23 protein-coding genes and 1 tRNA gene are annotated in these 23452 nt (G+C 59.5%); 13 read left to right on the top strand and 11 right to left on the bottom strand.

The window, feature by feature from the left end; all coding sequences use genetic code 11:
* Window positions 1-13 precede the first annotated feature (13 nt).
* The 3 genes from ACR0E6_RS09085 to speB all read left to right on the top strand — a co-directional run bounded on the left by ACR0E6_RS09085 (window position 14) and on the right by speB (window position 3310).
* Window positions 14-1225 (top strand): saccharopine dehydrogenase family protein, encoded by a 1212-nt coding sequence (locus tag ACR0E6_RS09085; RefSeq protein ID WP_480582515.1) that lies wholly within the window; start codon window positions 14-16, stop codon window positions 1223-1225.
* Between the two features lie 76 nt (window positions 1226-1301).
* Window positions 1302-2471 (top strand): carboxynorspermidine decarboxylase, encoded by a 1170-nt coding sequence (gene nspC, locus ACR0E6_RS09090; RefSeq protein ID WP_480582517.1) that lies wholly within the window; start codon window positions 1302-1304, stop codon window positions 2469-2471.
* Window positions 2468-3310, top strand: coding sequence for an agmatinase (gene speB / locus ACR0E6_RS09095; protein ID WP_170736375.1), 843 nt, complete (start codon window positions 2468-2470; stop codon window positions 3308-3310). The genes nspC and speB overlap by 4 nt, the downstream gene beginning before the upstream one ends.
* Here speB and ACR0E6_RS09100 read toward each other — a convergent pair.
* Window positions 3307-3897 (bottom strand): HD domain-containing protein, encoded by a 591-nt coding sequence (locus ACR0E6_RS09100; protein ID WP_480583144.1) that lies wholly within the window; start codon window positions 3895-3897, stop codon window positions 3307-3309. The two genes, speB and ACR0E6_RS09100, sit on opposite strands and share 4 nt — an antisense overlap.
* A gap of 100 nt (window positions 3898-3997) precedes the next feature.
* Here ACR0E6_RS09100 and ACR0E6_RS09105 point away from each other — a divergent pair, with 100 nt between their 5' ends.
* Window positions 3998-4825, top strand: coding sequence for a LysR family transcriptional regulator (locus ACR0E6_RS09105; RefSeq protein WP_170736377.1), 828 nt, complete (start codon window positions 3998-4000; stop codon window positions 4823-4825).
* Window positions 4826-4827: 2 nt separating this feature from the next.
* Here the strand turns inward: ACR0E6_RS09105 and lptF are convergent, their stop codons facing one another.
* Entirely contained in the window at window positions 4828-5967 is a 1140-nt protein-coding gene (gene lptF, locus ACR0E6_RS09110) for an LPS export ABC transporter permease LptF (protein WP_480582519.1), read from the bottom strand.
* 393 nt (window positions 5968-6360) lie between these two features.
* Here lptF and ACR0E6_RS09115 point away from each other — a divergent pair, with 393 nt between their 5' ends.
* Together ACR0E6_RS09115 and ACR0E6_RS09120 are read left to right on the top strand one after the other, a co-directional pair.
* Window positions 6361-7545, top strand: coding sequence for a hypothetical protein (locus ACR0E6_RS09115; RefSeq protein ID WP_480582521.1), 1185 nt, complete (start codon window positions 6361-6363; stop codon window positions 7543-7545).
* 420 nt (window positions 7546-7965) lie between these two features.
* Window positions 7966-8361 carry a hypothetical protein gene (locus ACR0E6_RS09120; RefSeq protein ID WP_170622941.1) on the top strand — a complete coding sequence of 132 codons (396 nt, stop codon included), beginning with the start codon at window positions 7966-7968 and terminating at the stop codon, window positions 8359-8361.
* A 482-nt stretch (window positions 8362-8843) separates the two neighbouring features.
* Here the strand turns inward: ACR0E6_RS09120 and ACR0E6_RS09125 are convergent.
* A tRNA-Trp gene (locus tag ACR0E6_RS09125) sits at window positions 8844-8919 on the bottom strand.
* Window positions 8920-9061: 142 nt separating this feature from the next.
* Between ACR0E6_RS09125 and ACR0E6_RS09130 the strand changes: the two genes are divergently transcribed.
* A complete protein-coding gene (locus tag ACR0E6_RS09130; RefSeq protein ID WP_170622939.1) occupies window positions 9062-9769 on the top strand; it encodes a DUF374 domain-containing protein in 708 nt (235 codons plus the stop codon).
* Here the strand turns inward: ACR0E6_RS09130 and ACR0E6_RS09135 are convergent.
* The 5 genes from ACR0E6_RS09135 to ACR0E6_RS09155 form a co-directional block, all read right to left on the bottom strand.
* On the bottom strand, window positions 9766-10011 hold the full coding sequence (locus ACR0E6_RS09135; RefSeq protein ID WP_170521810.1) for a MoaD/ThiS family protein: 246 nt from the start codon (window positions 10009-10011) through the stop codon (window positions 9766-9768). The genes ACR0E6_RS09130 and ACR0E6_RS09135 overlap by 4 nt on opposite strands.
* A complete protein-coding gene (locus ACR0E6_RS09140) occupies window positions 10004-12259 on the bottom strand; it encodes a xanthine dehydrogenase family protein molybdopterin-binding subunit (protein ID WP_480582524.1) in 2256 nt (751 codons plus the stop codon). Before ACR0E6_RS09140 ends, ACR0E6_RS09135 begins: the two co-directional genes overlap by 8 nt.
* Window positions 12259-12738, bottom strand: coding sequence for a (2Fe-2S)-binding protein (locus tag ACR0E6_RS09145; protein WP_170452503.1), 480 nt, complete (start codon window positions 12736-12738; stop codon window positions 12259-12261). The genes ACR0E6_RS09140 and ACR0E6_RS09145 overlap by 1 nt, the downstream gene beginning before the upstream one ends.
* Window positions 12735-13601: an FAD binding domain-containing protein gene (locus ACR0E6_RS09150; protein WP_480582526.1), complete on the bottom strand. Its 867-nt coding sequence runs from the start codon at window positions 13599-13601 to the stop codon at window positions 12735-12737. Before ACR0E6_RS09150 ends, ACR0E6_RS09145 begins: the two co-directional genes overlap by 4 nt.
* A gap of 162 nt (window positions 13602-13763) precedes the next feature.
* Entirely contained in the window at window positions 13764-14615 is an 852-nt protein-coding gene (locus ACR0E6_RS09155) for a LysR substrate-binding domain-containing protein (RefSeq protein ID WP_480582528.1), read from the bottom strand.
* Between the two features lie 104 nt (window positions 14616-14719).
* Between ACR0E6_RS09155 and ACR0E6_RS09160 the strand changes: the two genes are divergently transcribed.
* Window positions 14720-15424, top strand: a complete 705-nt coding sequence (locus ACR0E6_RS09160; protein WP_170622931.1) for an SDR family oxidoreductase — start codon at window positions 14720-14722, stop codon at window positions 15422-15424.
* Between the two features lie 4 nt (window positions 15425-15428).
* Here the strand turns inward: ACR0E6_RS09160 and ACR0E6_RS09165 are convergent, their stop codons facing one another.
* From ACR0E6_RS09165 to ACR0E6_RS09175, 3 genes are all read right to left on the bottom strand, one after another.
* Complete coding sequence (locus ACR0E6_RS09165) at window positions 15429-16700, bottom strand: NAD(P)/FAD-dependent oxidoreductase (RefSeq protein ID WP_480582530.1); 1272 nt, start codon at window positions 16698-16700, stop codon at window positions 15429-15431.
* 284 nt (window positions 16701-16984) lie between these two features.
* Window positions 16985-18142 (bottom strand): acyl-CoA dehydrogenase family protein, encoded by a 1158-nt coding sequence (locus tag ACR0E6_RS09170; RefSeq protein ID WP_170452523.1) that lies wholly within the window; start codon window positions 18140-18142, stop codon window positions 16985-16987.
* A 112-nt stretch (window positions 18143-18254) separates the two neighbouring features.
* Complete coding sequence (locus ACR0E6_RS09175; RefSeq protein WP_170452525.1) at window positions 18255-18818, bottom strand: TetR family transcriptional regulator; 564 nt, start codon at window positions 18816-18818, stop codon at window positions 18255-18257.
* Between the two features lie 303 nt (window positions 18819-19121).
* Here ACR0E6_RS09175 and ACR0E6_RS09180 point away from each other — a divergent pair, with 303 nt between their 5' ends.
* The 5 genes from ACR0E6_RS09180 (at window position 19122) to cueR (ending at window position 23426) form a co-directional block, all read left to right on the top strand.
* Window positions 19122-19586 carry a nuclear transport factor 2 family protein gene (locus ACR0E6_RS09180; RefSeq protein ID WP_170452529.1) on the top strand — a complete coding sequence of 155 codons (465 nt, stop codon included), beginning with the start codon at window positions 19122-19124 and terminating at the stop codon, window positions 19584-19586.
* A gap of 11 nt (window positions 19587-19597) precedes the next feature.
* Window positions 19598-20218: a pyridoxamine 5'-phosphate oxidase family protein gene (locus ACR0E6_RS09185; RefSeq protein ID WP_480582532.1), complete on the top strand. Its 621-nt coding sequence runs from the start codon at window positions 19598-19600 to the stop codon at window positions 20216-20218.
* A gap of 48 nt (window positions 20219-20266) precedes the next feature.
* Window positions 20267-20428, top strand: coding sequence for a hypothetical protein (locus tag ACR0E6_RS09190; RefSeq protein ID WP_480582534.1), 162 nt, complete (start codon window positions 20267-20269; stop codon window positions 20426-20428).
* 140 nt (window positions 20429-20568) lie between these two features.
* The gene (locus ACR0E6_RS09195; RefSeq protein ID WP_480582536.1) at window positions 20569-23040 is read left to right on the top strand and encodes a heavy metal translocating P-type ATPase; all 2472 of its coding nucleotides are present in this window, start codon (window positions 20569-20571) and stop codon (window positions 23038-23040) included.
* Window positions 23037-23426 (top strand): Cu(I)-responsive transcriptional regulator, encoded by a 390-nt coding sequence (cueR, locus tag ACR0E6_RS09200; RefSeq protein WP_170452536.1) that lies wholly within the window; start codon window positions 23037-23039, stop codon window positions 23424-23426. The genes ACR0E6_RS09195 and cueR overlap by 4 nt, the downstream gene beginning before the upstream one ends.
* Window positions 23427-23452: the final 26 nt, after the last annotated feature.

The raw sequence follows: 23452 nt of genomic DNA on the forward strand, positions 1-23452 counted from the left end.
AGGAGAGGACACCATGGGCAAAACACTGGTTGTCGGCGCAGGCGGCGTATCCCACGCTGCTGTGCACAAGATGGCGATGAATTCGGACATCTTCACCGAAATCACTCTGGCCAGCCGCACGAAATCGAAATGCGACGCCATCGCCGCAGCCGTCAAGGACCGCGTCGGCGTGGACATCAAAACCGCCGAACTGGACGCCTATAAGGTCGAGGACACGGTCAGGCTGATCAAGGAAACCGGGGCGGAAATCCTCGTGAACCTTGCCCTGCCCTATCAGGATCTGGTGCTGATGGATGCGTGCCTCGAGGCCGGTATCCACTATCTCGACACCGCGAATTATGAGCCCGAGGATGAGGCCAAGTTCGAATACCACTGGCAATGGGCCTATCAGGAACGGTTCAAAGCGGCCGGCCTGACAGCCATCCTCGGCTCGGGTTTCGATCCGGGCGTGACCTCCGTCTTTGCCACATGGCTGAAGAAACACAAGCTGGACACCATCCGCCAGATTGACGTTCTAGACGCCAATGGCGGCAGCAACGATCAGGAGTTTGCCACCAATTTCAACCCCGAGATCAACCTGCGCGAAGTGCTGGCCGAAGTGCGCCACTGGGAAGGTGGCGCGTGGAAACACTCCCCAGCCATGACCCACAAGGTCGAGTTCGACTTCCCCGCCATCGGCCCCAAGAACATGTACCTGATGTATCACGAGGAACTGGAGTCGCTCTCGACCCACTTCCCCGAGATCGAGCGCGCCCGCTTCTGGATGACTTTCGGCGACGCCTACATTACTCACGCCAAGGTGCTGGAAAACGTTGGCATGACCCGCATCGACCCGGTGATGCATGACGGCAAGGAAATCATCCCGATCCAGTTCCTGAAAACCCTGCTGCCCGATCCCGGCGATCTGGGCGCGGAAACCAAGGGCAAGGCCTGCATCGGCGACATCGCCACAGGTCAGGCCAAGGACGGCTCAGGCGAGAAGACCTACTACATCTACAACATCTGCGACCACGAAGAATGCTATGCCGAGGTCGGCAGTCAGGCCGTCAGCTACACCACCGGCGTCCCCGCCATGATCGGTGCCGCTCAGGTGCTGAAAGGCAACTGGCGCGAACCCGGCGTGTGGAACATGGAACAGCTGGACCCGGACAACTTCATGGACATGCTGAACGAACACGGTCTGCCCTGGCAGGTCCACGAGCTTGACGGCCCGGTCGAATTTTAACTTCATCTTTTCCTAAATACTCCGGGGGGTCCGGGGGGCTGGCCCCCCGGCCTCTCCAATTCAGGAGACGCCGGTTATGTCCGACATGATGACCACACAAGCCGGAGACGCCGGCGCCTTCCGCAATTTCGACCTCGCCCGCGTCCCCACGCCCTGCTTCGTGGTCGATGAAAGGGCGGTCGAACGCAACCTGACCATCCTCGCCGATATCGGCGCACGGTCCGGCGCGCATGTCCTCAGCGCGCTCAAGGCGTTTTCGATGTTCTCGCTGGCCCCGCTGGTGCGTCAGCATCTCGGCGGCACCTGCGCCAGCGGCATATTCGAGGCACGTCTGGGCCGCGAAGAATATGGCGGTGAGGTCGCCACCTTCTGCGCCGGGTACAAAGACGCCGACATGGATGAAATCCTGTCGCTGTCCGACCACATCATCTTCAACAGCCCGGCCCAGAAGGACCGCTTTCTCGCCAAAGCCCAAGCCGCCAATGTGCAGGTGGGCCTGCGCATCAACCCGGAACATTCCGAAGGCGAGATCCCCAAATACGACCCCTGCGCGCCCTGCTCGCGCCTTGGGACGCCGGTCAGCCAAATGACCTCTGAGACGCTGCAAGGAGTCGACGGCCTGCATATGCACACCCTCTGCGAACAGGGCTTCGAGCCGTTACAGCGCACATGGGCCGCCGTCGAACCCAAACTCGCCCCGTTCATGGACCAGCTCAAATGGCTGAACTTCGGTGGCGGGCATCACATCACCCGCGATGACTATGACCGCGACGGGCTGGTCGCTTTCATCAAGGCCATCCGCGCAAAACACAACATCGACGTCTACCTCGAACCCGGTGAGGCCGTCGCGCTGGATGCGGGCATTCTGGTCGGCGAAATCCTCGACCTGCCCACCAATGGCATGAAGCTTGCGATCACCGATATCTCGGCCACCTGCCATATGCCCGACGTGATCGAGGCCCCCTATCGCCCTGCCCTCATGGACGAGGCCGAGGCTGGCCACACCTACCGCCTTGGCGGTCCATCCTGTCTGGCGGGCGACGTGATCGGCGATTACACATGGGACAAACCGCTGGAGATCGGCCAGCGCTTTGCCTTCCTCGATCAGGCGCACTATTCCATGGTCAAGACCAACACGTTCAACGGTGTTCCCCTGCCGACCATCGCCCTATGGAACAGCGAAACGGATGCGCTGAAGATCATCAAACAGTTCGGCTATGACGACTTTAAGGACCGCCTCTCATGAGCATTTTCCTCGACAGTGAACTGACCGCATCCGAGCGCAGCGAAGACGCCCGGTTCCGCGTGATCCCCGTGCCGCTGGAACGCACCGTCTCATACGGTTCAGGCACCGCCAAAGGCCCCGATGCGATCATCGAGGCCAGCAACGAACTGGAACGCATCACCGGCCACGCCGAGCCCTGCGTCGAAGGCATCTTTACCGAAGAGCCCGTCGATTGCGACGCCGCCCTGTCCGAGATCATGGAACGCATCGCCGAACGCACCGAAACTGCCATTCGCGCGGGTAAGGTGCCGGTGACGCTGGGCGGAGAACACTCGCTCAGCTACGGCGCAGTGATGGGCGTGGCGCGGGCGTTGGGTCAGCCCATCGGCATCGTCCAGATCGACGCCCATGCCGACCTGCGCAACGCCTATCAGGGTGAAAAGCACTCCCACGCCTCGGTCATGCACCTGCTGGCCGAAGAAGGCGTCCGGCTGGCCCAGTTCGGCGTGCGTGCCTTTTCCACCGAAGAGGCGCAAAGCCGCCTAAAGAACCACGTCTTCCACGTAGACGCCGAGGAACTGGTCACCGGCAACATCCACGCGGTCGACCTGCCCGAGGATTTCCCCGAGCTGGTCTATGTCAGCTTCGACGTCGACGGTCTGGACCCGTCGCAGATGCCCGCGACGGGCACGCCCGTCCCCGGTGGCCTGGGCTATTATCAGGCGCTGCGACTGGTCGAACACGCCCTGAAAGGGCGTAAATGCGTGGGCTTCGACGTGGTCGAACTGGCCCCGGATGGCAATGCCGCCTGGGACTTTACCGCCGCGCAGATCGTCTATCGCCTGATGGCGGCCTGTTAACCCTCGGCCGTTTCGTTCAGTTCCATGTGCCCTTCGCCCTTGTTCAGGACACGGCGCAGCATGGGTTCAAAGAATTCCAGCGGTTTGGTCGGATAGTCCGGGTCGAACGCTTTCTGATCGTATTCATGGCAGAAATAGCGGCAGTCCTCCCAATGGGGGCTGTCGCGATACTTGTCCCGCGCGTTGCGGTCGCCGCCAAGGTGATGGTTGTAATAGTACCCTTGGAACACGCAATGATGTTTGAGAATCCAATAGGTTTTCTCGCTGACATAGGGTTTCATCATCGCCGCTGACAGTTCACCGTGATTGTACGGCGACAGAATATCGCCCGTGTCATGGATCAGCGCGGCGACCACCAGTTCCTCATCCGCCCCATCCTCATAAGCGCGCGTGGCGGCCTGCAGGCTGTGCTGATAACGGTTCACCGGATAGGGCGTCCAGTCCTCGTCCAGCGACCGGATTGCATCCAGGATCCGATCCGGCAGGGCCGCGTTATACGCCTCTTCATACTCCATAACGGCGTCCCAGTCGGCTTTGGTCGCCTCTTCGAAACTGGTCCAGGTGGGTTTGTGGCTTTTGTCCAGCATGACATGTCCTTTGGCTTGCGTGTTGGCATCAGAATACTGCACGCTGGCCATCCAAAAAAATGAATTGATTTTATCGGATCGATCAAAAAATACTTTCGATATGCAAACCAAAGCTCTGGAAACTTTTCTATGTGTGGCAGAGACCGGCGGATTTCACGCTGCCGCCCGCAAGCTGAACGTCACACAAACCGCCGTCAGCGCCCGGATACGCGCGCTTGAAGAGGCGGCGGGCAAACCCCTGTTCTCGCGCGGGGCCGGAGGGACGGCTTTGACCGAGTATGGCCGTCAGTTCAAACCCTATGCCGAGCAGATGTTGTCCCTGTGGTCCTTTGCAGCCAATGATCTGCCCGATCAGGTTCACAACCGGCTGGCGCTGCGCCTTGGTGCCCAACTCAGCGTGTGGGACCCGTTGCTGGTGGATTTGGCCGTGCGCTTCGAACAGCGGTTCGGGCAATTGCTGCTGACCTTGAACTATGACCACGACCTGAACATGGTCGATGCGGTTGCAACCCATGTTCTGGATGCCGCCCTGACCCACGAAAGACCCGTGGACCGGCGCGTGATCTGTCACGAACTTCCGCCAGAACGCCTGTGTCTGGTTGAAAGCAAGACGAACACGGAATCCGATCAGGTTTTCGTCAACATAGAACTGGGCGAGGCCTATCAGGATCACGTCAGATCCACCGCGCGCCGCGCATCCGGGCAGACGATATTTCTGGGCAATTGCCTGATGGCCCTGCGCTATCTTCTACAGCGCGGCGGCTATGGATATTTCCCCGACTATGTCATCACGCAGCATTTGAACTCGGGCGAGTTATTGCGCGTGACGGGCGCGCGCGATTTGATGCTGCCGGTGTATCTGGTGGTGCGCGCGGACAATGAAGAGGTCGAGAACATCCTGCAATGCCTGTCTGACCTCCGCCAGTGATCTCAGGCTGGCGAGGGCAATGGCGTCCCGTCTCGGGTCCGTTTGCGCAACAAAGGCCTGCCCGCGATCAGCAGGAACAGCGCCGACACGATCACTCCGATAACAGCGGGAACGTAAAGCAGACCCCACAGCCTTGGATCATCGATGACAACTGGTGACACGAAACCTCGAACCCCTTCGAGCAGGACCAGGATAGTAAAGGCGCCCAGAATCTGGGGCCAAAGGCCAAAGCGGGAAAAGCTGCCCAGCATCAGGGTCGAATACCCTGCCAGCGACACCGCGATACAGATGGCAATCCATGAGAATCGCTGGTGCAACTCTTCGACCAAATGGCCCCGGCTGTGCCGTTCGGCCACTTCCACCGACTTCATGTCATAGATCAGCTCGGCGGTTGAAATCGCCTCGAGACTGCGGCGAGTCATGCCACCGGATCGCGTAAGGTCCGAGATGTCGTAGGACGCATCCTGAAACAGGGTCGACGACAGGGTCCGACCCTCTTGGTTCAGGCGCAGCGCGACCCCGTCCACCATGACCAGATGGATGCCCGCGCTATTGTTGACCAGATAGGCGGTCGCGCTGGAATAGCTCACCGCATTTTCCGGATCACGCCGGTCCGAGACAAAAACCTCTTTCAACGTGCCGTCCAGATCGATGCGCCCGATATAGACGGTCACATTCTCGGCCGGATGCAGGAACTCGCCTTCATTCAGCAACTGAGCGGTCACATCGCCTGCAACCTCGGCCTGTCTGATCTCAAGCTGTTCGACCGAGGCCGGGCGCAGAAACACACTGATCACCGCCATCATCAAGCCTGTGATCAAGCCGAACAGAACCACCGCCCGCGCCAGCCGCCAGGGGCTGGACCCGGTCGCCAGCATCACCGTCAGCTCGCTTTCCCGGCTCAGACGGTTGGTGACGTACACCGCCGCCGCAAACACCGCCATTGGCATCACGGTGCGGATCAGAGTTGGCAAGGTCAGCGCAGTGAATTCCAGAAACACCATGGCCGACTGCCCGCCGCTGATCACGCTGTCAAACAGGCTGACAGACCGGGTAATCCAGAAGACCCCGACAAGGACCAGAGTGAAAAAGCCGAACAGAATCAGCAATTGCCGCAGGAAATATCCATCGAAACGCGACATGGGCCCTCTTTCCGGTTTCTGTTCTGCCGGGACATTAGGCCATTCATCCGCCAGAGGAAACCGGGTTCCGCGCGATGAACGCCCGCGCCCAAGATACCTGTTTAGGGGAAGTGACAGCGGCAGGCAGCCAATCTGCACGCTTCGGGCTTACCAATAGACTTGTAACATGTAGCAGTAGCCAAGTGGCCGATCTGAGGCTAGCCAACGGCGGCAGCCCTCACTGGCTTGGCTTTCCAACTGTGACGCTGTTTAAACAAAGTTGAATTCTTGGTCAGGTATCTGATTGTCGGCAATGCCATGAAAACGCGGTTCGGTCGCGCGATTGGTGGCAAAATAAGAAGCAGGGCCAAATTTCCACGTGGGAACAAGGTTCAACACATAGCAGAGGGCGACGTGGCAAATCAGGAAGAAGCTAATAAGAAGATAGTCTATTTGCACGTGGGGCACGCCAAAACAGGCACGTCCGCACTTCAGACGTTTTTTGCCCGACACACTGAAGAGCTATCTCAAGCGGGAATCTACTATCCACCTCTGGTCGATTTGACCGATGCTATCAAGGGAAAGGCCACAGGCGGCAACGGTACGCCCCTGGGTTCCGTCCTGGCAAAAGACATCGAAGAAACAAGTATCTTCAAAAGAAAAGAGGCTGTTCGAGAAACGGTAGGCGACTTTGTCGCTCGAAATTTGGCGGTGTTTCAAAGGAATGAGCCGCATGTCCTGATCTCAAGCGAATTCCTGCAGGCTTTTGACAGCAAGCGTTTGAAAGAATTTGCGTTGGAGTTGCAAAACTTGGGCTTTGCAACTCACATCGTGTTTTTTGCCAGAAACTACAGTGAGCTATTATTTTCAAGCTGGCAGCAAGGCATCAAACGCGGTCGATTTACCGGTGACTTTCGTCAGTTTATTGAAGCCGCAGAAGACACTATGGGCGCAACTATGGAAGAGATTTTAGCCGCCCAAAGATTGGGTTTGACCTTTGATGTCTTTAACTACGACGATGCCAAACGCGACATATGCAGCTTCTTCTTGGAAAAGGTTCTGAACCTACCACCTGGGAACTGGCCAACAGTGAGCCCTCTCAGGGTCAATCGATCGTTAACTGAACGCGAAAGTCAGTTTCTTCGAATGATAAACGGCGTATTTGATCATGCAACTTATCCGCTGATTGCGGATCGTCTGATCGAGGCTTCCCCGGAACTCGAATTTAGTCATGGTCCATCACCGGATGACATTGCTATCGTCAATCAGAAATTTGCAAAACAAACGGCACTTATTAATCAACAAATCAAGGGAAGCCCACTCACCGAGCCAACGGCAGAACAGGACAACCAAGAAGACGAAACTCAAACCCTAATGCGAATTATGGCCGTCTTCTTTAGATACGTTGAAAATGAAAAAAGACGTGATTTCCGGGGATTGAACCCAGCTGGCACCAAGCATGCAAGGTTGAGTCGCAAGGAGTTGGAAGAGCGCCTTGAGGTAGAAACAAGAAAGACAAATTTGTTGGAGACAAAGCTTGCCAACCTTCGGCGACATCCATTGAAAAAGTTGTACCACAGAGTCGTCAAACGGCTTTAGAGCGACTTTCTGCAACTCTACTCAGCGAAACCAGTGCCTTACGTGGTTGCAGGTGCTGTTCGCGAAGGTTAGGCCCCCGGCACATCTTGCCCCACCCTTCCCTCAATGCAGGAAAGCAACTCGCCCCATCCGGTGGCAGGCTGCTCGTGGCCTGCGTCCCAACAGCAAGGTTTAGGCAAGGGCTCACCCAGCCTCTCTAGCCTTCGTGTATTTCCTATGTGAATTGGTTCCTTTGTCGGAATGCGGACTCGAGTTAAGATTATTTCAAATATGGCGCGCCTGAACGATACCCAGATATTTCAAGCCCTGGCGCCCACCTCAAATTTCATAGTCCGTTCAATGGAGTAACCCATGCCTAAACTTGATCCTCAAACGCAAAAGAAGGTCAACGCATTCTGAAAAAAGAAAAAGCCGGCAGCCGTGAAACACAGCGCGAAAAAAGCGAAGAAACGTGCCGAAACGGCCCTAGCAAAAGCGAAATGGTCCGTGAAACAAGCGCCAGCACCCGAGAAAAAAGCCTATGCCGAAGTAGAGCAAGCGGTCGTGGAAATGTGCGCTGAAGAAGGGCTGGAGGAAGTGCAAAAAGCAATGTCCGACGCAAAAGTGGAAAAGGCAAAAAAGGAAGTAAAGGCGCGGATCAAACAGAGGGTGGGTCAAATTCAGAAGGCCAAACAGCGTGTCAAAAAAGCCTTGGCCAAACTGCCACCGAAACCGGCGCAGGCCGTCGAAAAAGAACTGGAATCCACTTTCAAGTCCACGCTGAAATTCTGGAAAGACCTTGAGGCTGACGCCAAGAAAGAAGGTCTGGCCGATTAATTTGCTCGGCATTTCGCCGCACCGGCCCTAAATTCGCTCGTCAGACGCGTTAAGGCAGTTTCCTGTTTGCCGACCTATGGCCTATGTACTACGCCCACCGGGGTATCAGTATTTGCGACCCCAATTGCTGTCGCTGGGTTGGCAAAGTTTGCAACCCCTCTTTCGCTCTAATCAACAGGGACTAACAGCGAGAGCCCAGGATGTTACGCTGACCTACAGACCAAATGGTGATGGCAGTTTCTTTGTCCTTACCGTTGTTGTGGCCCAGCTCTTTCAGCAACGACGTGTACAAACCCCGCATTTTGCTGGGTCCTGCTCGCTGGCCGCAAAGGTTCTCCCTGAAACCTGGCCGACCACCTAATAAGGTGGAAACGATGCCGGGCTTGATTTGAACCCTGCTTCACACGCTCTTTCAAACGCACAAAAAACGCGCCGAGGTCAGTGACGAGCGCGGTGATACAGTTACGTGATTGGTTTGGAAATGGCAGGGGCAGCAGGGTTCGAACCCGCGACCTACGGTTTTGGAGACCGTCGCTCTACCAACTGAGCTATACCCCTATGGTGAGGCCCCAAATAGGCCAGCCGCGCGGCGGACTCAAGAGGCTTTTTTACAATCTCTCATACTTCGCAATCTGACAAACAAGTTGCGCGGGCCGTGCAGTTGGGTAAGACAAGGTCTGGTCAGCAAAAGGAACCCGGTGTGAGCCTCCGCAAGAAGATCGCAGACAGCGAAGCCGTACTGAACTGGACCGCGCGGCGGATTGCCAGCTATATCCGGATGGTCAACCGCAACACGCGCTGGCAGCGCATCGGGTATGAGGAGCTGGACCAGCTGGCCGAACAGGGTGAGCCGGTCATTGTCGTCCTCTGGCACCAGCGGCTGGCCCAATCCCCTTATTTCTTTCCGCTGGATAAAGGGCGCATCTGTTCAATTACGTCCTCGGCGCGGGCAGGCAGCATGGTAGGTCGGGTGCAGAAGCTGTTCGGCATGGACACGATCGCCATGACCAGCAAAAATTCCAACAATATTGCCGTGTCGCGCGAAGTGATCGGAAAAGTGAAGCAGGGCATTTCCATCGGAATCGCCGCGGACGGTCCGCGAGGGCCGGAACGGGTTCTGTCGACCGTGCCTCTGGTATGGGCGCGCACCTCGGGCAAGCGCGTGTTCGGCATCACTTTTTCCGCCAAACACGGGCGCGAGGCGGGAACCTGGGACCGGTTGCTGATGCCGCGCCCGTGGCGCAACGAAGGCGTGTTTCTGTGCCGTGAGTGGACGGAAACCGTACCGCGCAAGGCCAGCGAAGACACCCTTGAGACCCTTCGCCTCAGCCTTGAGGCGCATATGAACGACATCACAGCCGAGGCTGACCGTATGGTCGGGCGCGCGCCTTGGACGCCCAAGGGCTAACCGCCCCGCAACCTCTGCATCAGATAAACTTCGCTGCCTTCCGGGATAGGTTCGGTCAGGCCGGTTGCAATGACGCGCCCGTCGATGGCGATGGACACACCCGCGTCGATGGGGGCCTGCAATTGCGGGTAGGCGCGCACCAGGGCGCTCAACAGCTCTCCGGTGGTGGTGGCCTCGACCGTCACCACTTGCCTGCCCCCGGTCAGTGACCGGAGGCTAGACCAGAGGTGGACGTCAATCATTGTCCTTCAACGCAGCCAGAATGCGCGGCGGTGACATGGGCAGTTGTTTCATCCGAACCCCTGCCGCGTTCGACACCGCATTGGCGATGGCAGCGAGGGGCGGCACGATGCCTGTCTCGCCGACCCCACGCACACCAAACGGATGGCCGGGGTTCGGAACCTCGACGATCACTGTGTCAATCATCGGCAGGTCGCTGGCGACCGGGATGCGGTAGTCGAGGAAGACCGAGTTTTGCAACCGTCCATCCTCGCCATAGATGTATTCCTCGTTCAGCGCCCAGCCGATGCCTTGTGCAGCCCCGCCCTGATACTGGCCTTCGACATATGCCGGGTGGATCGCCTTGCCTGCGTCCTGAATGACCGTGTAGCGGGTGATCGAGGTTTTGCCGGTTTCCGGATCGACCTCGGCATCGACGATATGGGTGCCGAAGGACACGCCCGCGCCTTCGGGGGTGGCCTCGAAATGCCCCGAGATCGGACCGCCGGTGCGACCCATGTTCGCCGTGATATCGGCCAGCGGTAAGGGATCGAAATCGCCCGCATTGGGCCCGGAAGGAACCGCGCAGCCGTTTTCCCATTTCACCGCGTCCACAGGGATGCCCCATTTGGCCGCCGCGCGTTCGCACAGCTTTTCAACCGCATGTTTCGCCGCCTTGATGGTCGCCAGACCGCTGGCATAGGTCACGCGGCTTCCGTGCGAGACGTCGTTATAACCCAGCGTTGCCGTGTCGGCGATGGTGACGCGGATGTTCTCGTACGGAATGCCCAACACTTCGGCCGCCATCAACGCCATGGACGCGCGCGAGCCGCCGATATCGGGCGTTCCGACCATCAACTGGGCCGAGCCGTCCTCGGACAGCGCCAGCGATACCGAGGTTTCGCCGCCGTGGTTGAACCAGAACCCGCAGGAAATCCCACGCCCCTGCCCCGGTTTCAGTGGGGCCGCGTAATGGGGGTGCGCCTTGGCGGCTTCCAGAGTTTCAACCAGGCCGATGCGTTCGAAGGTTGGGCCGTAGCTGGCCCTTGTGCCCTCATGCGCGGCGTTTTTCAGGCGCACCTCAACCGGGTCGAGGCCCAGCTTGTTGCACAGCTCATCGATCACCGATTCGACGGCGAAGGCCCCCATCGGCGCGCCCGGAGCGCGATAAGCCGCCTGTTTCGGACGGTTGGCCATGACGTCATAACCGATCTGCCTGACGTTGGTCAGGTTATAGGGCGCAAAGGCGCACATGGCGGTCATGTCGCCCGGCGCACCAGGGAAGGCCCCGCCTTGCAGGCGGAACACGCCCTGCGCCGCCGAAATCGTGCCGTCCTTCTTCATCCCGATTTTCACATCCATCGACGCGGATGAGGTCGGACCGGTGGCCCGGAACACCTCGGAGCGCGACATAACGATTTTCACCGGACGGTTGGCCTTGCGGCTCAGCGCCAGTGCGACGGGTTCAATGAAAACGGTGGTTTTGCCGCCGAACCCTCCGCCGATTTCCGACGCGGTTACGCGCAATTGCGAGGTCTCAATGCCCAGCAGCGCGGCGCAGGTTTTCTGTGCGATCCAGTGGCCCTGGGTGGTGCACCACAGCTCACCCTTGCCGTCATTGCCCAGCATACCCAGACAGGCATGCGGTTCGATATAGCCCTGATGCGTCGCCTCGGTCACAAAGCTGTCTTCGATGACCAGATCAGCCTCGGCAAAGCCAGCCTCGACATCGCCATGGCCGCTTTCGTGATAGCGGACAACGTTCGGATGCATGCCTTGCGGCACCGAGTAATCCGCAGCCCCTTCGCGGATCACCGGCGCGTCCGCTGCCATCGCTTTGTCTACATCGGTGACATGGGGCAGAACTTCGTATTCAACCTCGATCAGCTTGAGCGCATCGCGGGCCGCCAAAGCCGAACTTGCGGCAACCGCTGCGACCGCGTGACCGTCATACAGCGCGTTTTCACCGGCCATGACGTTTTCCAGCACGTTCCAGAACTCGCCCGCCAGACCGGGGGCAAAGGGCACGTCAGCGAAATCGGCGCGTGTCACGACGGCTTTGACGTCCTTGTGCGCCTCGGCTTTCGAGGTGTCGATCTTCACGATCCGCGCATGGGCATGGGGCGAGCGCAGAACCGCGCCGTGCAACATGCCGGGGGCCGACATATCCGCGCCGAACTTGGCACGGCCCGTGACCTTGTCCAAACCATCGGGGCGGTTCGGGCGGGTGCCCACAAAGGTGAAGTCAGATTTGCGATCGTCCAGAGCCATTATGACGCCTCCCGCAGGTCTGCTGCCGTTTCCATCACGGCGCGAATGATCTTGTCGTACCCGGTGCAGCGGCAGAGGTTGCCTGCCAGCCAATACCGCGCCTCTTCCTCGGTGGGGTCCGGGTTCTTTTCCAGCAGCGATTTGGCCGCCACCAGAATGCCGGGCGTGCAGATGCCGCATTGCAGGGCAGCGTGCTCGATGAACTTCTGCTGCAATGGATGCAGCACGTCACCGTCTGCAATCCCTTCCACGGTTTCGATCTGTTTGCCGTCCGCTTCGACCCCCAGCACAAGGCAGGAACAGACCAGACGACCGTCAACTGTGACCGAACAGGCCCCGCAGTCTCCGGTGCCGCAGCCCTCTTTCGCGCCGGTCAGGTTCAGTTTGTCGCGCAGACAGTCCAGCAGTGTTTCGCGCGGGTCGCACAGGTATTCGACCGTGTCCCCATTCACGGTTGTGGATACGTGGAGCTTGCTCATACATCTTCTCCCTTCGCACGGGCATAGGCGATCTTTGCGGCGCGCTTGGCCAGAACGCCTGCGACCTCGGTGCGGAATTCAATTGTGCCACGCTTGTCGTCAATCGGGTTGCAGGCGGCAGAGGCCGCAGCGGCCAGCGCGTCAAGCGCTGCATCGTCCAGCGTACTGCCAATGATCGCCGTGGCGCAGTCTTCCACCAGCAGAACAGTCGGTGCCACGGCACCCAAAGACACACGCGCTTCGGTTACGGTATCGCCGTCCAGACGCAGGCTGACCCCGACGCCGACAACCGCAATGTCCATCTCGGTCCGCGGAATGAACCGCAGATAGGCGTCGCCTGCGTTGTCGCCACGGGCGGGGATGTTGACGGCGGACACCAACTCTCCCTTCGCCAGCGAGGTTTTGCCCGGTCCGGTCGGAATATCCTCAACCGCGACCTCTCGGGTGCCATCCGGTCCGGTGACCGTGACCGTCACACCCGCAGCCACCATGGCAGGCACCGAGTCCGCCGCAGGCGACCCGTTGCACAGATTGCCGGTCAAAGTCGCGCGCCCCTGAACCTGAGTCGAGCCGATCAGGTCCATCGCCTCGACCACGCCGGGCCAGTCGCGGCCGAGTTCGGCATGCTCGCTCATTTCCGCGCCGGTGGTTGCCACGCCTAGCGTCCAACTGCCGTCCGCGTTGCGGGTGATGTCATGCACACCGTTGATTTTCTTGACATCGATCAGCGTGTCGGGCGTCACCAGTTCGGCGCGCAACTGCACCAATACATCGGTGCCGCCTGCCAGAAATCGCGTTATGCCCGTTGCGTTTGCCGCCAGGGCCGATGCTTCGGCAAAGCTGGCAGGACTGTGATAATCCATGAATTTACCTCGCGCCTGTTTGTCAGGGTTCACTGGGGATCGGGGCGACGTTAGAGGAGCCTAATGCCCGCGTCTATGGCTGGAATGGTAAATTTTCGCGGTCCCATTTTGCACGGTCGGGGGAACAGCAAACGCTCGGTCCGCCGAGCGCGCTACGGACGCTTAGACCTGTGACAGCAACCAACGCCGCATCGCTTCGACCAGTTTGGGCTGGCGCGGCTTCCTCGGGGTCACGATGTAAAACCCCGGATCACCGCTCAGCACCTGTTCGAAGGGTTTGACCAACTGGCCTAAGGTCAGTTCGGACCCGACAAGCGCCGCATCTGCCAGGGCAAACCCCTGCCCCGCCACAGCCGCATCAATTGCAAGGCTGGTGTGGTTGAAAGTCATCATGCGCGGCCTTCCGTCCACCCCGGCATGTTCCAGAAACAGCGGCCAAAGTCCATGTGAATCGCTAAGCAACGTATGCCCCAACAAATCCGGCACATCAGACGCGCGCCCGGCCAGATCTGGCGCGCAAACCACAATAAGCTCGGTTGAAAACAAGGGCTCGGCCCGCAGATCGGATGTCAGATGCGATTGACCGTGGCGCACAGCGATGTCGGCCCCGTCCTTGCCGAATTCGGCAAGATGTTCCTGTGCATCGATCTGAACCTGAATATCCGGGTGCTTCGCCGTGAAATCCGACAGCCTGGGCACCAGCCATTTCGACGCAAAACTGGGTGTCACGGATATCGTGATCCGACGCTGGTCTGCCGCCTCTTCCACCGCGTTTTCGATCAGGCGAAACGCGCGTCCCAGCGGCGCGCTGAACTTGCGGCCCTCTTCCGTCAGGTGCAGACCGCGCGGCATCCGGTCGAACAGGGCAACGCCCAACCGCGCCTCAAGCCCCCGAACCTGCTGCGCCACAGCCCCTTGCGTGACGCCCAGTTCTTCCGCTGCAAGGCGAAAGTTCAGATGTCTGGCCGTAGCTTCAAAAGCACGCAAAGCGTTCAGAGGTGGAAGGGCTGGCATATCCGCACACAGTAGATTTTCTACAGGCTTAGAGCAGAAGAACTGATTGGTCAAACGCAGCGCCGCGGCTCATTCTCAGGAAAGATGCAAATTGGAGCGCGAAAATGACCGAAAAAGTTGCCCTGATCACAGCCGGCGGCAGCGGGATGGGCGCTGACGCGGCCCGTCGGCTGGCCGCTGACGGGTTCAAAACCGGTATCCTGTCCTCATCCGGCAAAGGCGAGGCATTGGCCCGGGAACTGGGTGGCGTCGGTATAACCGGGTCCAACCAATCCAACGACGATCTGCAACGGCTGGTGGATGCGGCCATGTCCCATTGGGGGCGGATCGACGTTCTGGTCAATTCAGCCGGGCATGGCCCAAAAGGCGCGGTGCTGGATCTGTCGGATGACGACTGGCATCTGGGGATGGAGGTGTATTTTCTAAACGCCGTCCGCCCGACCCGGCTGGTGACCCCGATCATGCAGGCCCAAGGCGGTGGATCGATCATCAATATCTCAACCTTCGCCGCATTCGAACCGGACCCGGCCTTTCCGACCTCGGGCGTATTTCGCTCTGGCCTCGCGGCTTTCACCAAGCTCTATGCCGACAAATACGCGGCAGACAACATCCGCATGAACAATGTGCTGCCCGGCTTCATCGACAGCCTGCCCGAGAAACAGGACTTCCGCGACAGGATTCCGATGGGCCGCTATGGGCGCAGTCGCGACGAAATCGCGCCGGTGATTTCTCTGCTGGCTTCTGAGGGAGGCGGATACATCACCGGACAAAACATCCGGGTCGATGGTGGTATCACCCGCTCGGTCTGACGTATCAGAGCCGCGCCTTGATCAGATGCGTCAGCGCCGCGCCGGTTTCGAAATAAGCACGGCGCAGGCGCGTCCAGCTTTCGCGGTGCTCGGATACGACTGGCACCGGCAGGCATGAGAAATCCCCTGTCAAAAGGCTTTCAGCCATCAACCGCCCGAACATCGTGCCGGGCCCGATGCCGCGCCCGGAAAACCCATGGGCGGACAGGGCGTTTGGGCCAAGCTGAGAGATTTTGGGAATATGATCCGACGTCATGGCAATCCGCCCGTGCCAGCCCTGAACCAGGGGTTGATCGGATAGGTGCGGAAACAGTTCGGCCAATTTGCGACTGACCCATCCTTCATGCGCCGCGCGGCCAGCATGGCTTAGGTCCCCCATCCCGCCGATGATCATGCGCCCGTCCTGATCCAGCCGGAACGATGTCATGATCAGGCCGGTATCCCAGCATCCTTCGCCCTGCGGCAGAATGCTGTTGCGCAGATTGTGGGACAAAGGCGCGGTCGCATATTGAAAGTAGTAGACCGGCACATAGGCGGGCGCGGTGTCGTCGATGCCTTGGTGATAGGCGTTTGTGGCTTGAATGACCGCCCTTGCGCGCACCGATCCGTCGGGGGTTTCCAGAACCCAAACCTCACCTTCTCGGCGCAGTTTGCAGACCGGACTGTTGGTGTAAATCTGTGCGCCGAACTCACGCGCCACTCGCGCCAGACCCCGCACATAGGACAGTGGCTGGATCGTACCGGCCCGAGGATCAAACAGCGCCCCATGGAACGCGTCGCTGCCGGTTCTCTGCGCTGCGGTCTGGGCCGACAACAGTTCGACCGGAGCGCCCGCCGCGCTAAGCTGCGCGTGGCGGGTTTTCAGATCGCGCAACCCGGCAGGTGAATGTGCGCAATGAAGTGTTCCGTTCCGCACCGGCTCGCAATCGATCTGGTGCTTTTCGATCAGGGCAAAGACCTCGGACGGAGCTTGGGACAGAAGGTCAATCAGGCGGTCGCCAGTTGCCTGACCCAAGTGTTTGCGAATGTCGTCGGGGGGCAACCAAAGGCCCGCATTGACCAACCCGACATTCCGCCCCGAGCCGCCATGGCCGATGCCCTGCGCCTCCAACAGACAGACCGACGCGCCGGATTTCGCAGCGTGCAGCGCAGCGGAACAGCCGGTGTATCCGCCCCCGATCACGGCCAGATCGACCGTCACATGGGCTGAGAGCGTCTCGGCGCTCAAGTCTTCACGGCACGTCTCGCGCCACAGAGAGTGTTCAGGGTTGGTCACGGGTCACCTTTCATCCTTGCACGCAGCATTAGCGCGCAAGGCAGCGGCAACTCAAGATGAGGAAAGCGGAACGTGGTTGTCAGGGTCGTGTCGGCGCAAATTTCGATGGCAGCGCTGAATATGCCCCTTGGGCCTGAACAAACCGCCCTCTGCAAACTGCGCGGCCTTTGGCCTTGCGTCCTGCGGACGGCAGGGGACCGGGCAGGCGCGGGCATTGCCCGCGCCTGCCCGGCCCAACCAGCACAGTCGTTTCGACAGAAACGACGAAGATGGGCGGGAGCCCCCTAGACGTCGAGTGACCGCGCGATCAGTTCTTTCATCACTTCGTTGGTGCCGCCATAGATCATCTGCACGCGTGCATCCGCATAAAGACGGGCAATCGGGTATTCCATCATAAACCCATAGCCGCCAAACAGTTGCAGGCATTCGTGCATGATTTCGTTCTGCACCTCGGACCCCCAGTATTTGACCATCGAGGCTGTCGCGGCGTCCAACTCTCCGGCCTCCAGCTTGGCGATACAGTCGTTCACAAAGCTGCGCAGCACTTCGGCCTTGGTCTTGCACTCGGCCAGTTTGAAACGCGTGTTCTGGAAGTCCATGACACGCTGACCGAAGGCCTTACGCTCTTGCACGTATTTCACCGTCTCGGCGATGGCGAAATCGATTGCCCCAAGGGCCATCAGACCGATGGTCAGACGTTCCCAGGGCAATTGCTTCATCAACTGATAAAACCCCTGCCCCTCATCCGGGCCCAGCAGGTTCGTCAACGGCACTTTGACATCCTCAAAGAAGAGCTCGGCGGTGTCGTTGCCCTTCATGCCCAGCTTCTTGAGGTTGCGACCCCGGCGAAACCCATCCGCGCCCTCGGTTTCGACCGCGATCAGGGAGACGCCTTTTGCCCCAAGGGACTTATCCGTTTTCGCCGCAACAACGATCAGGTCCGCCGACTGACCGTTGGTGATGAAAATCTTGGACCCGTTGAGCTTGTAAGAGTTGCCATCCTTCTCGGCCGTCGTCCGCACGGCCTGAACATCGGACCCGGTGCCCGGTTCAGTCATTGCAAGCGCGCCTACCATTTCGCCCGAGATCAGCTTGGGCAGCCATTTTTGCTTTTGGTCTTCGCTGCCATAGGTCGCGATGTAGTGGGTCACGATGGACTGAATCCCATACCCCCAACCCGCATCACCGCGCGCGGCCTGTTCATAGATCGTCACGGCATCAAAGCCCATGCCGCCACCAACGCCGCCATATTCTTCGGCGACCGAACCCGCCATCAGCCCTGCTTCGCCGACCTTGTGCCAAAACGCGCGGTCGACAACGCCGTTGTCGGCCCATGTTTCAACATTCGGGGAAAGTTCATCATCCATGAACCGGCCTGCCATATCGGCAAACATGCGGTGTTCATCTGTAACCCAGGCGGCGGACGAGGTGAAAAGCGACATCTTCAGATCTCCGGATAAGCGTTTGTTATAGGCTACCTAGCCCAGCGCTTCCCGCCAATCCATGTGACGTGGCGTTGGGCCCCTGAACAACGCAACGTTCTTTCCCGGCGGGTTAGGCCAAGGCGGTTTTCAGCAGTAATGCGGCAGCCTCTTTGGCGTCTTCGGCAGGGTCGCCGCTTTTCAACAGCACGGCAGAGACTATTGCACCTTCCTGCAGCAAGACAATCTGTCGTGCCAGCGTTTCAGGTGCAGGGGCGCCCGCCTTTTGTGCAAGGTGCGTGAAATGATCCAGCATCACCTGCTTGTGTCTGGCGGCCTGAACATGGATCGGATGATCGGCTTCCTGATACTCGGCCCCCGCCTTGATGAACATGCAGCCGCGAAACTCGTCCTGTTCGAACCATTCCTTGAGGGCGTCGAAACTGGCCAGGATTTGCCCCGCCGGCGTGTCGGCCCTGTCTGACATACGCCCCAGAACCCACTCGCGAAAGCTTTCGTCCCGCAGGCGCAGGACGGCCAGGATCAACTCTTCCTTGGTGCGGAAATGCTTGTACATCGAGGTTTTCGACACGCCCGTTTCCACCACCAGCTTGTCCATGCCAGTCGCGTGAAACCCGTCGCGATAGAACACCTGCATCGCCTTGCGAACAAGCTCATCTCGTTTGTTTGGGCGCATGATCCCGCTCCTGCATGTACTGACCTGTACATATTAAACTTGGCCGCGCGGTTCAATCCACCTTGCCTACCCCGTTGAAATACATAGCTTTTCGCCCCGTTTCTTAAGGAATTACATCAAGTCACAAAATAATACTTGAGTTTATTGACAGATCGGTACACTTTAGAGGTATTCTTACCGATCAGTTCACCCAAGGATTTGACCGATGAAACGACACGCCAACCTTGTTCCACCACAATATCTGCCGGTCCTGTTGACCCTGGCGATGATCGCCGCTGCACTCGTCTGAAAGAGCACCCGAAAATGTCCCGACCACCGCTGCCGCCCTTCACCGTCGAAACCGCCACGCAAAAGGTTCGTATGGCAGAAAACGCCTGGAATTCCCGTGATGCAGATGTCGTGACCCCGGCCTATACCGAACACAGCCAATGGCGGAACCGGGCCGAATTTCTGTCCGGCCACGCCGACATCCACGCCTTCCTGACCCGCAAGTGGCGCAAGGAACTGGACTATCGCCTGATAAAAGAGCTTTGGGCCTTTTCCGACAATCGCATTGCGGTGCGCTATGCCTATGAATGGCACGATGACAGCGGTCAGTGGTTCCGGTCTTATGGCAATGAGAATTGGGAATTTGCCGAGGACGGGCGCATGTCGCATCGTCACGCCTCGTTAAACGACTTGCCGATCACCGAGGATGACCGCCTGTTTCACTGGCCGCAGGGCGAACGCCCGGAAGACCATCCGGGGCTGTCAGACTTGGGTCTGTGAAAGGACAAACCATGCCGCGCGCCTTTTCCGAACTGACCTTCACCCCAGCCGTTCGCGCCCATCAGGAACGGATGGGATCGGGAAAAACCTATGCCAAGTTTATCGAAGGTGGCCCACAGCAAGGCCACCTGATCGGCGATGCGGAAAAAGCGTTTATCACAGCGCGGGACGGGTTCTATCAGGCCACCGCGTCCGAGACCGGATGGCCTTATGTTCAGTATCGCGGCGGCCCTGTCGGGTTCCTGAAGGTGCTGGGGGCTCAGACCATCGGCTACGCCGATTTTTCCGGCAACAAGCAGTATATCTCGCGCGGGAATCTGGACGGGAACGATCGAATTGCGATGATCCTGATGGATTACGCCAATCAGCGCCGTCTCAAGATTCTGGGGCGTGTGGAGTTTACCGAAGGCGAGGCGGCCACAACCAGCCTGTATCCCGACGGGGCCACCACACGCGCCGAACGCGCCGTGATCATCCGGGTCGAGGCGCTGGACTGGAATTGCCCCAGCCATATCACGCCCCGTTATACCGAGGCTGAACTGCGCCCGCATCTGAACGCTTTGGGACAGCAACTGGCGCAGTTGCAGGCTGAAAACGAACGGCTGAAACAAGCACTAGCCCAATCGGATTAGGTCGCAGAGACCCTTCAAATCACCTTCGCTGACGGAGGACGGACTACCATGCTACGTTCAACGATGAATATCGCGCTGATCGCGCTTGCAGGTGCCGGTTGCGCCTTGCTTGTTGTCCTCTATGGTTTTTTTGCCTCCCCGAATGCGGTCCGGACACAGCCTGCGACGGGCGAACAGACATTGTTGCTGGACCGTTTGCTGCAAAACTGACGGTGCACCTCGTCAAGTGCCCTTCCGAATGCCGCAACTGCATTGACGCCTGTTTTCCGCGAAAATCCATGGCGCCCCCTTGACCTTCCCGTCACTGGAACCCTCATGTGGAGGGCGAAGACAGTTCCGAGACGAGTCGTATGGCACAGCCTCAACCAATACAGATCAAGATCACCGGACTGAACTGCGCCTCCTGCGTTGCGCGGGCCGAAGCTGCGTTGAACGGTGTTACAGGCGTCGAGTCCGCCTCGGTCAACTTTGCAACCCACACTGCGCAGGTCGTAACCACGGGTCCGGTTACGGCGCTGACCGCAGCGCTGGACGATGCCGGTTATCCTGCGGCGATCGAACAGACTGTCCTTGCGCTCACCGGGATGAACTGCGCCTCTTGCGTGGCGAAGATCGAACGTGCGCTTGCCGCGACCACAGGTGTTTTGAATGCGGACGTCAATCTGGCGACCGGGGCGGCTCGGGTGACTTATCTTGAGGATGCCACCACGCCCGCGACACTGGCTCGGGTCGCGGCCGATCTTGGTTATCCGGCCCGGATCGAGGGGCAGAATGGCACTGCCCCCGCGACGCAGGATGATGAGGCGCAAAAGCTGAAGCAGACCACGTTGCTGGCCGCGCTGCTTGCGGCACCGGTGTTCATTCTTGAGATGGGCGGCCACATGATCCCCGCCTTCCACCACTGGGTGCACGGCACCATTGGCGCGCAAACCAGTCAGTTGATTCAATTCGCGCTGACGACCGTTTTGCTTATCGGTCCCGGGCGGGTGTTCTATCAAAAGGGCACCCCGTCCCTGCTGCGCGGAACACCGGATATGAACGCGCTGGTCGCGTTGGGAACCGGTGCCGCCTACCTCTATTCGGTGACCGCGACCTTTGCGCCCGGCGTGCTGCCGCAGGGCACAGCAAATGTGTATTTCGAAGCCGCCGCTGTCATCGTGGTTCTGATCCTTCTGGGCCGCTGGATGGAGGCGCGCGCCAAAGGCAAAACCGGCGCAGCCATTCGCAAGCTGATCGGGCTGCAGCCCAAAACCGCGCGAGTTGAACAGGGTGGCGCTGCTGCCGACCGCCCCATTGCCGAAATCACTGTGGGCGACATCCTGCAAATTCGACCCGGTGAACGCATCGCGGTCGATGGGCAGGTGTTGGAGGGCTCTACGTTTGTGGATGAAAGCATGATCACAGGCGAGCCCGTTCCGGTCGGCAAATCACCCGGCGATCCGGTTGTTGGGGGCACCGTGAACGGAACCGGTGCTCTGCGGGTGCAGGCCACGCGTGTCGGGGCCGATACAGTCCTGGCGCAGGTCATTCGTTTGGTGGAACAGGCGCAGGGGGCCAAATTGCCGATTCAGGGGCTGGTGGACCGGATAACCTATCGCTTTGTTCCGGCGGTCATCACTGTCGCTGTTCTGACCGTCCTCGCGTGGTTGCTATTCGGGCCTGCGCCCTCTTTGCCGCTGGCGCTGGTGGCCGGGGTCTCGGTCCTGATCATCGCCTGCCCCTGCGCCATGGGTCTGGCAACACCGACCTCGATCATGGTCGGCACCGGCCGTGCAGCCGAGCTGGGCGTGCTGTTCCGCAAGGGCGATGCGTTGCAGCAATTGCAACAGGCGACGGTGATCGCATTGGACAAGACCGGTACGTTGACACTGGGCCGTCCCGAATTCGACAATATCACAACGACAACCGGGTTCGATCCGACCGAGGTGCTTCGTTTGGCTGCGGCGCTGGAAGCACGTTCAGAGCATCCGATCGCATCGGCAATCACGCGCGCCGGTCCCGCAGATTTGCCCGATGCCTCCGAGGTTCAATCCCTGACGGGCCTCGGGGTGCGGGGCGTGGTCGAAGGTCGGCGCGTTCTGATCGGATCCAAGACCCTGATGCAGCAGCAAGGCCTTGACCTTGACGACCTGCAAGCCGAGTCCGACGCCCGCGCCACCGAAGGCGCAACGCCGCTTTTCGTGGCGATTGAAGGGCGGCTGGCGGCAGCGCTGTATGTTTCCGACCCAATCAAACCCGGCACGCCCGAGGCTTTGGCGCGTCTGCGCGAGGCCGGTTTGACGTTGGCGATGGTCACCGGCGACAACACCCGTACGGCGAGGGCATTGGCGAACCGTTTGGGTATCGACCATGTCACGGCCGAAGTCCTGCCGGATGGGAAACGGGACGCGATACAATCATTGCAGGACCGGTTTGGCTCCCTGGCTTTCGTCGGCGACGGCATCAACGACGCCCCTGCCCTTGCTGCAGCCGACATAGGTGTCGCCATAGGCACCGGCACAGACGTAGCGATTGAGACTGCGGACGTCGTTCTGATGTCCGGCGATTTGCGCGGTGTTGCGAATGCCGTTGAAATCAGTCGCCGCACAATGCGTAACATCCGGCAGAATCTGGGCTGGGCCTTTGGATATAACATCCTTCTGATCCCGGTTGCAGCGGGGGTTCTCTATCCGTTTGGGGGTCACTTGCTGTCCCCGGCCTTGGCCGCAGGGGCGATGGCCTTGTCCAGTGTTTTTGTCGTCTCAAACGCGCTGCGCCTTCGGCGGGTGCGCGCGGATCTGCCTGATAACGCAAAGGCGACATCCAAGGAGGTCCGTGCATGAATATCGGAGATGTCGCCGCGCAAACCGGCCTGCCCGCCAAAACCATCCGCTACTACGAAGAGATTGCTCTGATCAAACCCTTGCGCGACGACAATGGGTACCGGGTCTTCCGCCCTCAGGACCTGCACAAGCTGACATTTCTGGGCCGGGCCCGCGCTTTGGGCTTCACCATCGAGGATTGTCGCACCCTGCTGGCGCTGTACGAGGACGAAACGCGGGCCAGTGCGGATGTCAAACGGGTGGCCCGCGATCATCTGGCGCAGATCGATGCCAAGATCGCAGACCTGAAGGCCATGCGCGACACGCTGAGTCACCTGATCGACGCCTGTGCAGGGGATGATCGCCCCGACTGCCCGATCCTTCAGGATCTGGGCGGCAAGGCGTGACGCGGGGTTGCTCTTTGGGCGCAGCT

The sequence above is a fragment of the Ruegeria sp. AP12 genome, from assembly GCF_056540025.1.

Excerpts from the sequence above, each read along its gene's own strand:
- nspC (WP_480582517.1), top strand. The coding sequence starts at position 1,302 with ATGTCCGACATGATGACCACACAAGCCGGAGACGCCGGCGCCTTCCGC.
- speB (WP_170736375.1), top strand. The coding sequence starts at position 2,468 with ATGAGCATTTTCCTCGACAGTGAACTGACCGCATCCGAGCGCAGCGAA.
- ACR0E6_RS09175 (WP_170452525.1), bottom strand. The coding sequence starts at position 18,818 with ATGCGCCCAAACAAACGAGATGAGCTTGTTCGCAAGGCGATGCAGGTG.
- ACR0E6_RS09195 (WP_480582536.1), top strand. The coding sequence starts at position 20,569 with ATGGCACAGCCTCAACCAATACAGATCAAGATCACCGGACTGAACTGC.
- ACR0E6_RS09135 (WP_170521810.1), bottom strand. The coding sequence starts at position 10,011 with ATGATTGACGTCCACCTCTGGTCTAGCCTCCGGTCACTGACCGGGGGC.
- ACR0E6_RS09150 (WP_480582526.1), bottom strand. The coding sequence starts at position 13,601 with ATGGATTATCACAGTCCTGCCAGCTTTGCCGAAGCATCGGCCCTGGCG.
- ACR0E6_RS09100 (WP_480583144.1), bottom strand. The coding sequence starts at position 3,897 with ATGCTGGACAAAAGCCACAAACCCACCTGGACCAGTTTCGAAGAGGCG.
- ACR0E6_RS09145 (WP_170452503.1), bottom strand. The coding sequence starts at position 12,738 with ATGAGCAAGCTCCACGTATCCACAACCGTGAATGGGGACACGGTCGAA.
- ACR0E6_RS09140 (WP_480582524.1), bottom strand. The coding sequence starts at position 12,259 with ATGGCTCTGGACGATCGCAAATCTGACTTCACCTTTGTGGGCACCCGC.
- ACR0E6_RS09085 (WP_480582515.1), top strand. The coding sequence starts at position 14 with ATGGGCAAAACACTGGTTGTCGGCGCAGGCGGCGTATCCCACGCTGCT.
- lptF (WP_480582519.1), bottom strand. The coding sequence starts at position 5,967 with ATGTCGCGTTTCGATGGATATTTCCTGCGGCAATTGCTGATTCTGTTC.
- cueR (WP_170452536.1), top strand. The coding sequence starts at position 23,037 with ATGAATATCGGAGATGTCGCCGCGCAAACCGGCCTGCCCGCCAAAACC.
- ACR0E6_RS09190 (WP_480582534.1), top strand. The coding sequence starts at position 20,267 with ATGCTACGTTCAACGATGAATATCGCGCTGATCGCGCTTGCAGGTGCC.
- ACR0E6_RS09185 (WP_480582532.1), top strand. The coding sequence starts at position 19,598 with ATGCCGCGCGCCTTTTCCGAACTGACCTTCACCCCAGCCGTTCGCGCC.
- ACR0E6_RS09155 (WP_480582528.1), bottom strand. The coding sequence starts at position 14,615 with ATGCCAGCCCTTCCACCTCTGAACGCTTTGCGTGCTTTTGAAGCTACG.
- ACR0E6_RS09170 (WP_170452523.1), bottom strand. The coding sequence starts at position 18,142 with ATGTCGCTTTTCACCTCGTCCGCCGCCTGGGTTACAGATGAACACCGC.
- ACR0E6_RS09160 (WP_170622931.1), top strand. The coding sequence starts at position 14,720 with ATGACCGAAAAAGTTGCCCTGATCACAGCCGGCGGCAGCGGGATGGGC.
- ACR0E6_RS09180 (WP_170452529.1), top strand. The coding sequence starts at position 19,122 with ATGTCCCGACCACCGCTGCCGCCCTTCACCGTCGAAACCGCCACGCAA.
- ACR0E6_RS09105 (WP_170736377.1), top strand. The coding sequence starts at position 3,998 with ATGCAAACCAAAGCTCTGGAAACTTTTCTATGTGTGGCAGAGACCGGC.